10 protein-coding genes are annotated in these 12,589 nt (G+C 60.6%); all 10 read left to right on the top strand.

The annotated features are described in order from the left end of the window. The first annotated feature begins 27 nt into the window (after positions 1-27). The 10 genes from smc to rimM all read left to right on the top strand — a co-directional run bounded on the left by smc (position 28) and on the right by rimM (position 12,585). On the top strand, positions 28-3,597 hold the full coding sequence (gene smc, locus Q8M73_07370; protein ID MDP2288370.1) for a chromosome segregation protein SMC: 3,570 nt from the start codon (positions 28-30) through the stop codon (positions 3,595-3,597). After that, positions 3,594-4,778, top strand: coding sequence for a signal recognition particle-docking protein FtsY (gene ftsY / locus Q8M73_07375; protein ID MDP2288371.1), 1,185 nt, complete (start codon positions 3,594-3,596; stop codon positions 4,776-4,778). Before smc ends, ftsY begins: the two co-directional genes overlap by 4 nt. Then, entirely contained in the window at positions 4,771-5,376 is a 606-nt protein-coding gene (locus tag Q8M73_07380; GenBank protein MDP2288372.1) for a TetR/AcrR family transcriptional regulator, read from the top strand. Before ftsY ends, Q8M73_07380 begins: the two co-directional genes overlap by 8 nt. Positions 5,377-5,533: 157 nt before the next feature. Continuing rightward, positions 5,534-6,856, top strand: coding sequence for an ammonium transporter (locus Q8M73_07385; protein MDP2288373.1), 1,323 nt, complete (start codon positions 5,534-5,536; stop codon positions 6,854-6,856). Beyond that, positions 6,853-7,191, top strand: coding sequence for a P-II family nitrogen regulator (locus Q8M73_07390; GenBank protein MDP2288374.1), 339 nt, complete (start codon positions 6,853-6,855; stop codon positions 7,189-7,191). Before Q8M73_07385 ends, Q8M73_07390 begins: the two co-directional genes overlap by 4 nt. Before the next feature lie 16 nt (positions 7,192-7,207). Next, a complete protein-coding gene (locus Q8M73_07395; GenBank protein ID MDP2288375.1) occupies positions 7,208-9,529 on the top strand; it encodes a [protein-PII] uridylyltransferase in 2,322 nt (773 codons plus the stop codon). Between the two features lie 5 nt (positions 9,530-9,534). Then, complete coding sequence (ffh, locus tag Q8M73_07400; GenBank protein MDP2288376.1) at positions 9,535-11,052, top strand: signal recognition particle protein; 1,518 nt, start codon at positions 9,535-9,537, stop codon at positions 11,050-11,052. Positions 11,053-11,230: 178 nt separating this feature from the next. Beyond that, a complete protein-coding gene (gene rpsP, locus Q8M73_07405) occupies positions 11,231-11,794 on the top strand; it encodes a 30S ribosomal protein S16 (protein ID MDP2288377.1) in 564 nt (187 codons plus the stop codon). Further along, positions 11,794-12,033, top strand: a complete 240-nt coding sequence (locus Q8M73_07410) for an RNA-binding protein (GenBank protein ID MDP2288378.1) — start codon at positions 11,794-11,796, stop codon at positions 12,031-12,033. Before rpsP ends, Q8M73_07410 begins: the two co-directional genes overlap by 1 nt. Before the next feature lie 6 nt (positions 12,034-12,039). Further along, positions 12,040-12,585, top strand: a complete 546-nt coding sequence (gene rimM / locus Q8M73_07415) for a ribosome maturation factor RimM (protein ID MDP2288379.1) — start codon at positions 12,040-12,042, stop codon at positions 12,583-12,585. The last annotated feature ends 4 nt before the right edge of the window (positions 12,586-12,589 follow it).

Here is a 12,589-nt window from a genome sequence, read left to right on the forward strand (position 1 = left end):
CCCCGCGCCCCAGCGACCCGGAGCGAAGTGCATCTCAAGACGCTGACCCTCAAGGGCTTCAAGTCCTTCGCCTCGTCAACGACCCTGCATTTTGAGCCAGGGGTGACCTGTGTGGTGGGTCCAAATGGCTCGGGCAAGTCCAATGTCGTTGACGCCCTCGCGTGGGTCATGGGCGAGCAGGGTGCCAAGTCGCTGCGTGGCGGAAAGATGGAAGACGTCATCTTCTCCGGAACCTCCGGTCGCGCCCCACTAGGCCGAGCCGAGGTCTCCCTCACCATCGACAACTCCGATGGCGCGCTTCCGATCGAATACACCGAGGTGACGATCTCGCGCATCTTGTTCCGCAACGGTGGCTCTGAGTACGCAATCAACGGTCAGCCATGCCGCCTGCTTGATGTGCAGGAACTGCTCAGTGATTCAGGCATCGGCCGCGAAATGCATGTCATCGTGGGTCAGGGTCAGCTCGACACGATCCTGCAGGCGACTCCTGAGGATCGTCGAGGATTCATCGAAGAGGCCGCCGGAGTGCTCAAGCACCGCAAGCGCAAGGAAAAGGCTCTGCGCAAACTTGATTCCATGGAGGCCAACCTCACGCGCTTGCAGGACCTCACGACCGAACTGCGCCGACAGCTCAAGCCACTGGGACGTCAGGCTGAGGTCGCCCGCCGCGCAGTCGTGATTCAGACCGATGTCCGTGATGCTCGCCTGCGGATCATGGCGGATGATCTCGTCCAGATGCGCGAGGCGCTGGCCGCAGAAGTCGCTGACGAGTCAGCTCTGCGCGAGCGTCAGACCGCTGTTGAGTCCCAGTTGACGCAATTGCGCGCGCAGGAGAGCGAAGCTGAACAAGCGGCCCTCGCTGACGCCCCACGACTTGAGGCAGCTCAGGAGACCTGGTTTGCGCTCAGCGGACTGCGCGAGCGTTTTCATGGCTTGGTGCAGTTGGCAGCTGAGCGGGTGCGCAACCTGCAGCCTGAGCCCCTAGACGAGAATCCCGGTCGCGATCCTGAGCAACTCGATGCCGAAGCACGAGGGCTTCGCTCACAGGAATTTGACCTGGGTCGAGAGGTCGAAGCCGCACGCGATGGTCTGTCCGGCGCCATGGCAGCCCGGCAAAGCGCAGAGGATGCCTTGGCGGCCGAAGAACGCCGGGTGAGCGCAGCGGACCGTGCGGCAGCTGATCGACGTGAGGGTCTGGTCCGTCTCACGGGGCAAGTCAATGCGGCTCACTCTCGAGTCGAGGCACGGGCCCATGAGCTTGAACGCCTGCGCGGAGCGATCCAGGAAGCCTCAGCTCGCAGCGACAAGGCAATGTCGCAGTTTCAGGCAATCGAGGTTCAGGTAGCCGGGCTCGACGAGGGTGAACTGGGTCTTGATGCTCGGCACGAGGACGCTGAGTCGGCACTGGCAAATGCCGACGCCGAAGTAGAGCGACTCCGTGGTGTCGAAGCTCGCAGTGAACGCGAACGCGCGGCCCTGTCAGCGCGACTCGAAGCACTGTCCATGTCATTGATGCGCAAGGACGCCGGCGGCGTTCTGGTGTCAGAAGGTGATCGACTCCCGGGAATTGTCGGAACTCTGGCTTCGCAGCTGCATATCGAGTCCGGCGCCCAGGCAGCTGTTGCTGCGATCCTCGGAGACCTGGCTGACGCCATAGTTGTCAGAGGCGTTGATGCGGCCATCAGTTCCTTGGTCCTTCTGAAGGAGCGCGACGCAGGTCGAGCCGCGCTTGTCATTGCCTCATCGGGTGCAACGGACCTGCCCAATCACGCCGATTCCGCTCCGAGTGGACAGTGGCTTCGTGAGCAGGTCACGTGCGAAGACGCCCTGAGAGCAACTCTGGATCGCGTCCTGCGAGGCGTTGTGCTGGTTGAGGACGTCGAGCAAGCGGCTGTGCAATCGCAGCAGCATCCTGAACTCACCTTTGTCACGCCTGTCGGCGATATTTTTGCTCGCGATGTCGTGCATGGCGGTTCCCAAAGCACATTGAGTCTCCTTGAAGTCCAAGCGGCTTACGACGAGACATCTACAGCCTTGCAGCAGGCGGTGCATGCGTCAGAGCGCGCTCGCTTTGACATGGTCGCCGCACGCCAGGCGCAGGCGCAAGCCGCAGCCCAAGTTGAGGCAACCCTGGCCAGCTTGCACGAGTCAGACGCGCGCATGGCAGCTGTCGCTGAGCAACTTGGTCAACTCGGGCAGATTGCCCGCTCCGCCAGCGCCGAGGCTGAGCGCTTGAATGCTGCCCTGGCAGCCGGCGAAATCGCCAGCGCGGCGGACCATGGGCATCATCAGGAACTTGTGAGTCGACTGGCAGCCGCACAGAGCGAGCCAGATACCGACGTCGGACCCGACCAGCGCGCCGAGTTGGGTCAACAGGCGGTCACCGCACGCCAGTTCGAAGTTGAGGCCCGGCTTTCACTGCGCACTGGTGAGGAGCGGCTTGCAGCAGTTGGCATTCGTGCTGATCAACTGGAGCGGGCGGCGGCTGCCGAGCGAGAGGCTCGGGTTGCCGCTGTTCAGCGAAGAGAGCAGCGGGCACGCGATCTCACCGTGGCTGTGGCGGTGCTCAATGGCGCGCGTGCTGCTTTGTCGCGAACAGAGGCATCAGTGGCGATCGCGAGCAATGAGCGCTCCGCGTCCGAACGTCTGCGCAAGAGCCGCGACGAGACGCTGTCTGGTGTCCGCGGGCGCATTCGTGAGCTCGCTGTCGAATTCGATCTCCTCAAGGACAGTGTTCATCGTGATGAAGTCACTCGCGCAGAACAGCGGATGCGCATTGAACAAGTGACCGACCGGGCAATGGAAGAGTTCGGAATCGAAGCCGAAGTCCTGCTGGGTGAGTACGGTCCCGACCAGCTTGTGCCACCAAGTCCTGTGGTCCCAGGCGACGAGATTCCGGCCGATGCTCCCGAGCCTCAGCCCTATCCCTATGTCCGAGCCGAGCAGGAGAAACGCCTGCGTTCTGCAGAGCGCGGACTGGCGCTGCTTGGTCGCGTGAATCCACTCGCGCTCGAAGAATTCACGGCGATGGAAGAGCGCCATCAGTTCCTTTCCGAGCAACTTGATGATTTGCGCCGAACGCGCGATGACTTGCTCGACATCATCAAAGAGGTCGACGCTCGTGTGGAACAGGTGTTCACAGAGGCATATACCGAGATTGAGCGGGAGTTTGAAGGTGTCTTCAGCCGTCTCTTCCCTGGCGGCGAAGGTCGACTCATCCTCACCGACCCAAGCAACATGCTCACCACAGGTGTGGACGTCGAAGCGCGACCTCCGGGCAAGAAGGTCAAGCGTCTTTCACTTCTCTCCGGTGGCGAGCGATCGCTGACTGCGGTCGCATTCCTGGTTGCCCTCTTCAAGGCCCGTCCAAGCCCCTTCTACGTGCTCGATGAAGTCGAGGCAGCGCTGGATGATGTCAACCTCGGGCGACTCATTGACATCATTGATGAACTCCGCACGGGTTCTCAGTTGATCGTGATCACCCACCAGAAGCGCACGATGGAAATCGCAGATGCGCTCTATGGTGTTTCGATGCGTGGAGATGGCGTGACTCAGGTCATCGGGCAACGACTGCGCGAAGCGGCTACTGCTTCATGAACACTCAGCTGTGGGTAGCACTTACCGTCCTTGTCGTCGTTCTCGTGATGGTCGCACTGGTCTACGCAGTCCTCACGCGCCGATCGCGCGAGAACGCAGAGGAGCTGCGCGCCTTTGGCCGCGGGCCAAGCGACGTTGATGAGCCAATCCCGATCACGGGCTCTGGGACTGTCCCAGATGACAGCTCCTCGTGGACCGAACCCGGATATGAAGAGCCGGTTCCCAGTGAGGAATTGGAATCCTTTGGCTTTGAGGTACCCGACTCCGCAATTGGTCGGATGCAACGACTGCGTGCGCGACTTGCCGGATCCAATTCGGCGATCGGCAAGGGATTGCTGGCACTGCTCAGTCGTGATCAGTTGGACGCCGAAACCTGGGATGCAGTTGAAGAGACTCTGCTCGCTGCGGACCTTGGCATCGGACCCACCACTGAGCTGATGACCCGACTCCGCAGAGATGTGCAAGTCGAAGGTGGGCGCAGTTCGGAGCGGCTGACTCAATTGCTGCGCGAAGGTCTGCTTGAGCTCGTTGATCCTGCATTGGACCGTCGCTTGAACACCAAAGTTGCGGGTAGACCGGCAGTGGTGCTCGTCGTGGGAGTCAACGGCACAGGCAAGACCACTACGACTGGCAAATTGGCCCGCTTGCTGATTGCACAGGATCAGACAGTGTTGTTGGGCGCGGCGGACACATTCCGAGCCGCAGCAGCTGAACAACTTCAGACCTGGGGTGATCGCGTCGGAGCCGCGGTGGTTCGCGGGCCCGAGGGTGGCGATCCTGCTGCTGTTGCATTCGATGCGGTATCCACGGCGACGGCCGCGGACATCGACACTGCTGTGATCGACACTGCTGGTCGTCTGCACACCAAGACCGGCTTGATGGATGAACTTGGCAAGGTCAAGCGTGTCATTGAGAAGCAGTCTCCGGTCGATGAGGTTCTGCTGGTTCTTGATGCCACCACAGGACAGAACGGATTGGTGCAGGCCAGGGTCTTTGCAGACGTGGTAGACATCACCGGAGTAGTACTGACAAAGCTCGACGGAACGGCCCGCGGCGGTATTGTCATCGCTGTTCAACGTGAGTTGGGTGTGCCGGTGAAACTCGTGGGACTCGGCGAGGGTCCCGATGACCTGGCACCCTTTGATGCAGTTGCGTTCGTGGAGGCGATAGTCAATGGGTGAACCTGTGCTTGTTGAGGGCCCCAATGGTCGCGAACGACTCCTCTTGGCAACGGAAAGGGCCTTGAGAGCGGGTCGAGAGATTCGTGTCGCCGAAATCTGCAAAGAGGCCAAGGTCAGTGCGGCTCTCATCTACAAGTACTTCGATGACCGCGAGGATCTGATCGCCGAGGGCTACGGACGCATCTACCGCGGTCTGGTAACCGAAGATCTCGCAGGTCTGGCCAATTTCCCAACCGAGCCCGATGAACTGCGCGCTGCAATCCGAAATCAGGCTCGCCAAATCTTCAGTCGTGAGCGCGACGACATCAGATGGGCACGTTTGGAGGCGCTTTCGCACGCGCGCATCAATCCAGGAGTCGCCCGTCGCATTGAAAAGATCCGCACTGAGCTCGTTGAGGAATACGCCAACGTCTTGATGTCCTTCAAGGGTGCAGTGTTCACTCGTGATGAAGCAGCAACCATGTCGGTCATAGCTCTGGGTCTGGTGCTCGGTGTGACCGCGATGTCATATCAGGAACTTTCGGACGAAAAGCGCGACAGTCTCGCTGAAATGTGGTCCACGATGATGTTGGCCACCTTGGCCAAATTCACCGAATAGACGCCCGCCTTAATCCCTTGTGTTAACACACCCGTTACTTAGTCACTGATTTTGTGACAGGACGGTAATCATCTGCGCAGCAAAGGGAAACCTCCACCCGCGAACCTCCGCTTGTCGATTACGCGACCGAACACTTGTGGTTCGAAAGGAGACTGGAATGGAATCGGCTTTGAATACAGGCAACACTGCCTGGCTGCTCACCAGCGCTGCGCTGGTGTTGCTCATGATCCCCGGGCTGGCCTTCTTCTACGGCGGCATGGTCCGTATGAAGTCCGTCCTCAACATGCTCATGATGGTTATGGGTGCACTGTTCATCGTCGGTGTTCTGTGGGTGCTCTACGGCTACTCAATGGCCTTCGGCGCCTCCTATGGCTCGACCGGTCTGCTCGGTAACATCACCGAGTTCGCTGGGCTCGGACAGCTTCAAGGAGCTGCGCCGGTTGAAGGCTATGGCTATCCGCCGCTGGCTTTCGTCGCCTTCCAGGCCATGTTCGCCTGTCTGACTGTCGGTCTCATCGCCGGCGCAGTAGCCGATCGCATGAAGTTCTCCGCATGGCTGGTATTCGCGGGCATCTGGGCCACCTTGGTCTACTTCCCGGTTGCGCACTGGGTCTTCAATCTCAATTCTGAGACTGGCGGCTGGATCTTCAAGTACGGCGTCATCGACTTCGCCGGTGGTACGGCCGTCCATATCAATGCCGGTGTTGCCGGTCTTGCACTCTGCATCGTCCTTGGCAAGCGTCTTGGTTGGCCAAGGTCGCCAATGCGACCGCACAACCTCACCTTGGTGATGATCGGTGCCGCGCTGCTGTGGTTCGGATGGTTCGGCTTCAACGCAGGTTCTTCGACTGCAGCAGATGACTTTGCAGCTCAGGCGTTTATCAACACATTCGCCGCGACCTGCGCCGCAGCGATCGGCTGGCTCATCACTGAGAAGATTCGCGATGGACATGCCACTTCGTTGGGTGCGGCCTCGGGTGTTGTGGCCGGACTGGTTGCGATCACTCCAGCGTGTGCCGCAGTGAGCCCGGTCGGCGCACTGCTGCTGGGCCTCATCGCGGGTGTGCTCTGTGCACTGGCAGTGGGCTTGAAGTACGTCTTCAAGTTCGATGACTCGTTGGACGTCGTTGGTGTCCACTTGGTCGGTGGCCTCGTCGGCACCTTGCTCATCGGCTTCCTGGCTACGGATGCTTCTCCGACGGGCATCAACGGACTGTTCTACGGAGGCGGCATCGATCAGCTTGGCAAGCAGGCAGTTGGTGCTGGTGCTGTACTGGGCTACTCCCTGGTCATTACCCTGATCATCGCTGTCATCCTGAAGCTGGTCATGGGCATTCGGGTCACCGAAGAGCAGGAAATCTCCGGAATCGATGTCGCTGAGCACGCAGAAACTGGCTACGAGCTTGGTGATTCAGGTGGCGGCGGCGTCTTCGCCGGCATGGGACACGCAGCATCGCACTCAGAGGAAGGTTCGTCATGAAGTTGATCACCGCAATCATCAAGCCGTTCAAGCTTGAGGATGTCAAGGGTGCACTGGAGGCTGCGGGCATCCACGGCCTGACTGTGTCTGAGGCCTCCGGCTTCGGCCGGCAGCGTGGACACACCGAGGTCTACCGTGGAGCTGAATACACGGTTGATCTGGTGCCCAAGGTTCGTGTCGAGGTCGTCGTTGACGATGTTGATGCTGACCGCGTAGTCGACGCAATTGTTGGTGCCGCCCAGACCGGGCGCATCGGCGACGGCAAGGTCTGGGTCTCCTCAGTCGAAGCTGTCGTTCGGGTTCGTACCGGCGAGCGCGGCGCGGACGCACTGTAATTTCAACGGGCTACTGATGCGCGCCGATGCTGAGTTCATCAGCGCACGTGAAGCCATCGTGCGGCGTCCTGGGCCATTTGGTCCAGGACGCCGCACTGCTTTGACAGAACACACTGATGCCTGGCTGGCTGAGGTGTTCAAGGCCTCCCATCCATTGGCCGACGGCGTGTGTCTGGTCGCTGTGGGAGGGCATGGGCGCCAAGAGCTTGCGCCTGGCAGTGACGTAGATCTTGTCCTTCTTCATCGCATTGATCCCCGAAGAGCTGCCGCCATTGCTCAAGAGCTCTGGTACCCGATCTGGGATGCCGGTATTGCGCTGGATCACAGCGTGCGTACCGTTGCCGAAGCTCGCCGCCTGGCCAGCGAGGACATCAAGGTCATTCTTGGTCTGCTCGATCTTCGCGTGATCGCTGGTGATGTGACCATCGGTGAGCAGTTGCGCAAGGCGATATATGCCGACTGGCGAGCCACGGCACCCAAGCGCATTGGTGACCTTCGCGCCCTTGTCGATCAGCGCAAGGAGCTCTTCGGCGAGCTCAACACCATGCTTGAGCCAGACATCAAGGAGGCGTACGGCGGCCTGCGCGAGGCCACCGTGCTCCGTGCGATCGCAGCATCATGGATCACTGACATCACGCATTCACATTGGCAAGAAGGCGTGGACTACCTGCTTGATGTGCGTGATGCGCTGCATCAGGTCAGTCATCGCAGCAGCGACCGACTGTTGCTGCAGGAGCAGGATGCAGTGGCACAGGCCTTGGGGGTCGGCGATGCGGACGATCTCCTGCGCGGGGTGTACACCGCTGCAAGAGCAATTGCGTACTCATCTGACACAACGTGGCATCGCGTTGATCGGCTCACCGTGCGTTCCACCCGCTTCAGCATGAGGCCGGTTCGCAAGGGAAGCCCCGAGCGCGTGCCATTGACAGACGGTGTTGTCGTGCAGTCTGGCGAGGCGGTGCTGGCGATTGATGCTCGTCCTGAGAAGGACCCGGTGCTCATCCTCAGAGCGGCGGCCGCGGCTGCTCAAGCGGGGATTCCATTGGCCCCCCACACCGTCACACGTCTGGCGCAGGAAAGTGCTCCACTTCCCGATCCTTGGACACAGGCAGCACGCGACGCGTTCTTGTCCCTGCTCGGCGCCGGCATGCCAACCGTTCAGGTATGGGAGGCACTTGATCAAGCAGGCGTGATCTCCCGACTGATCCCTGGATGGGATGTGGTGCGAGCTGCTCCCCAACGCAATGCCCTCCACAAATACACAGTCGATCGCCACCTCATCGAATGCGTGGTGCAGGCCAGTGCCTTGACGCGCAATGTTGATCGACCGGATCTCCTTCTGCTCGGCGCGCTCTTCCATGACTTTGGCAAGGCTCGCGCGGGAGACCACAGTGAACTTGGTGCGACTCTGGTGGCGAGTGTTATGAAATCCATGGGTTACAGCGCCGCTGACATCGGCACGGTCTCGCTGCTCGTGCTGCATCACTTGATGCTTTCCGAGATCGCCACTCGACGAGATCTCGATGATCCAGCCACCGTGGCCTACGTGGCTGAGCGCATACCAGATCCGCAGATCCTTGACCTGCTTGCCGCGTTGACACAGGCCGATGCCATCGCAACTGGCCCCTCAATGTGGACCGCCTGGCGTCGAAATCTCGTTGACGAACTTGTGCGACGAACCCACGAAGCGATCGCGGGTCGGCCTCTTCCACAATTGCCGCACCTCACTGAGGATCAGCAGCTTGCTATCGCGCACGAAGGCATCTGGGTGGTGATGGCAGATACCGACGACGGCTATGAGCTGACTCTGGCTGCTCCCGATCGCATCGGACTGCTGGCGACGGTGGCTGGGGTGCTGGCCGTTCACCGTCTTCAAGTGCGATCCGCTCAGGTGATGACAGATGGGCAGCGAGCGGTGCAGGTATGGAATGTGCAGCCAATCTTCGGCGATCCGCCCGGCATCGAATTGTTGAGTGAAGAATTGCGCAGAGCCATTGACGGCTCCTTCGATGTCGCCGAACGTCTGCGCAAACGTGATGAGGCCTACAGCGCGAATGCGAAAGTTGCTGCGCCGCGCATTGAGGTGATCGAGACGGCGTCTGAGCGTTCAACTGTGCTGGAAGTGCGGGCCCACGATGCACCCGGATTGCTGTACCGCATCACCCGTGCGATTGCGTCAACTGATGCCGCGATCACAGGTGCCCGAGTGCAGACTCTGGGATCGGACGCCGTTGACGTGTTCTTCCTCGTTGATCGTCATGGCAAGGCGCTGAGCGATCAGCACGCAGCCGCAGTGAAGGTGACTGTGCTGGGTGAACTTCTGCAGCCATTACCCTGAACCCTGTGTTTGGCAACCTCTCTGATCGCCTGTCGGCGACCTTCAAGGGACTTCGAGGCAAGGGACGGCTCTCTGAAGCCGATGTCGATGCCACAGTTCGTGAGATCCGGATCGCACTCCTCGAGGCCGATGTTGCATTGCCGGTCGTGCGCGAGTTCTGTGCCACCGTCAAGACTCGAGCTTTGGAAGTCACGGCCTCTGGTGGGCTGAACCCGGCCCAGCAGGTCGTCAAGATCGTCCACGAGGAGCTGGTGGTCATCCTGGGCGGCGAAACCCGGACCATCCGATATGCAAAGAAGCCACCCACGGTCATCTTGCTTGCTGGCCTGCAGGGCGCCGGCAAGACGACCCTGGCCGGCAAGCTCGCCGTAGCCCTGAAGCGCGAGGGGCACACGCCGCTGCTGGTCGCCGCGGACCTTCAGCGTCCAAATGCGGTTGACCAGCTGAAAGTGGTGGCGCAACGCGCTGGTGTTGCAGTTTTCGCCCCCGAGCCCGGCAGCGGTATTGGCGATCCGGTCAAGGTCACCCTCGATGCTCGGGAGTTCGCTGAAGCAAAGCTCTACGACACGGTGATCGTGGACACGGCCGGCCGGTTGGCCATCGACGCCGAACTGATGGAGCAGTTGCGCAAGGTGCGCGATGCCGCTTCACCAGATGAGGTGCTGTTCGTCGTTGACGCGATGATCGGACAGGATGCGGTGCGCACCGCCGAAGAGTTCATGAAGAACGTCGGCTTTGACGGTGTCGTGCTCACCAAGCTCGATGGCGACGCTCGTGGTGGAGCTGCGCTCTCGGTGAAGAGCGTCACTGGGGCTCCGATCATGTTCGCGTCCACCGGTGAGAAGCTTGAGGACTTCGAGGTCTTCCACCCTGAGCGGATGGCCAGCCGCATCCTGGACATGGGCGATGTCCTCACGCTGATTGAGCAGGCTGAGCGGGCATTCGACTCCGAGCAGGCAGAGCGACTCTCGGCCAAGGTCGCCAAGGGTGAGGACTTCACCCTTGATGACTTCCTGGAGCAGATGCAGGCCGTCAAGAAGATGGGCTCGCTCTCCAGTGTGCTTGGCATGCTGCCTGGCATGGGCAATATGAAGGCCCAGCTTGACCAGATCGACGATCGCGATCTGGATCGTGTCGCGGCGATCATCCAGTCGATGACCCCCGCGGAGCGCAAGGATCCCAAACTGCTGAATGCCTCCCGGCGGGTGCGCATCGCCAAGGGCTCAGGTACGCAGGTCAGCGAGATCAACAGCCTCATGGAGCGCTTTGCTCAGGCTCAGGTCATGATGAAACAGGCGGGCAAGGGCGGCATGCCAACGATGCCCGGGATGCCTGGCTTTGGCGCTGGCGCTGGAAAGAAGTCCAAGGGTCGGATGGCCAAGCAGGAGCGACCGGCTAAGGGAGCAAAGGGCCGAAGCGGCAACCCAGCAAAGCGGGCGCTCGGTGGTGATCCGGCAACGGCAGGAGCCCCGCCGAATCTGGGCAGTTTGCCCCCTGATCTGAAGAAGATGCTCGGTCAATAGCTGCGCGGACAGGTGTGGTCGCAGATGCACAGGGCATCTGGCAGAATAAGCGGGCAATTGCCGAGCCAGCCGACCCTCTCATCTGCTGACTCGACAGCCCGCAAGGTTTTAGCCCGCTTCTGTGTCCCCACTCAGGAGTGAGCTCGCACCGCCTCACCTAACAGGAGACAAGCCCACCGTGGCCGTAAAGATCAAGCTCAAGCGCCTTGGCAAGACCCATGCACCGCAGTACCGAATCGTCGTTGCTGATGCGCGCACCGCTCGCAATGGCCGTGCTATCGAAGAGATCGGTATCTACCAGCCCCTGCAGAACCCGAGTCTGATCAAGGTTGACTCCGAGCGCGTGCAGTACTGGCTCGGAGTTGGCGCACTGCCAACAGAAGCCGTTGCTGCGATCCTGAAGGTCACTGGTGACTGGCAGAAGTTCAAGGGCCTTCCAGGTGCCGAAGGCACGCTGCAGGTTGCCGAGCCCAAGGTGTCCAAGGTGCTCGTATTCGAAGCAGCTGTTGCCGATGCCGCCAACGAGCCCAAGATCACCAAGAAGCCAAAGCTCGACGTCGCTGCTCCGGCAGCTGCCGTTGTAGTTGAAGAAGTTGCCGCCGAAGCCGTTGTTGAGACCATTGCTGAGGAAGCCGCTGTCGAAGCGGTCATCGACGCAGTGGTCGACGCTGAAGTTGCCGAGGCAGTTGTCGCTGAGGCAGTTGTCGCTGAGGAAGTTGCAGCAGAAGAGACCACATCCTGATGCTCGAAGAGGCTCTGGGCCATTTGGTGCGCGGCATCGTCGACCATCCTGAAGACGTCAATGTCTCTGAAAAGTCCCAGCGTCGTGGTGCCACGCTCAATGTGAGTGTGAATCCTGAAGACATGGGTCGTGTCATCGGTCGCGGTGGACGCACCGCAACGGCACTGCGCAATGTTCTGGCTGCACTCAATGGTGGTCGCGGCGTGCGCATCGATTTCCTCGATGTTGCCGAGCGCTAACTGAAGATGCGCGTCGTTGTAGGCCGCATAGGTAAGCCGCACGGTGTGCGCGGGGTCGTGACGGTCGAGCCTCGCACAGATGAGCCCGATCGTCGGTTCACAACTGGCGCTGAATTTGTTGTTGATGGGTCTGCCCGCCTGTTGAAGGTGGAGCAGACCCATTGGCATTCCGGCCGGCTGCTGCTCACCTTTGAGGGTGTCAATGATCGGGAGGCAGCCGAAGCACTGCGCGGGACCTTGCTGGAGATCGATCGCCCAGTTGACGAAGTGCCCGAGGATCCCGAGGAGTTCTACGACGACACGCTCGAGGGTTGCATTGTCGAACTCATGACTGGTGAGCGCGTGGGGACTGTTCGCGAAGTCGTCCACCTTCCCAGTCAAGATCTCCTGGCTATCACGCGACCTGAACTGGCGGAGGTGCTGGTGCCATTCATTCATCAGTTCGTTCCGACTGTTGACATCGCTTCACGTCGCATCGTGATCGACCCGCCATCGGGACTCCTCGAACTCGACGCCCCCGATGCTGACGCTGCCACGCCTGATCAGCAGTGATTCC

The organism is Actinomycetota bacterium (assembly GCA_030684515.1).
Lineage (GTDB): Bacteria > Actinomycetota > Actinomycetes > S36-B12 > S36-B12 > UBA11398.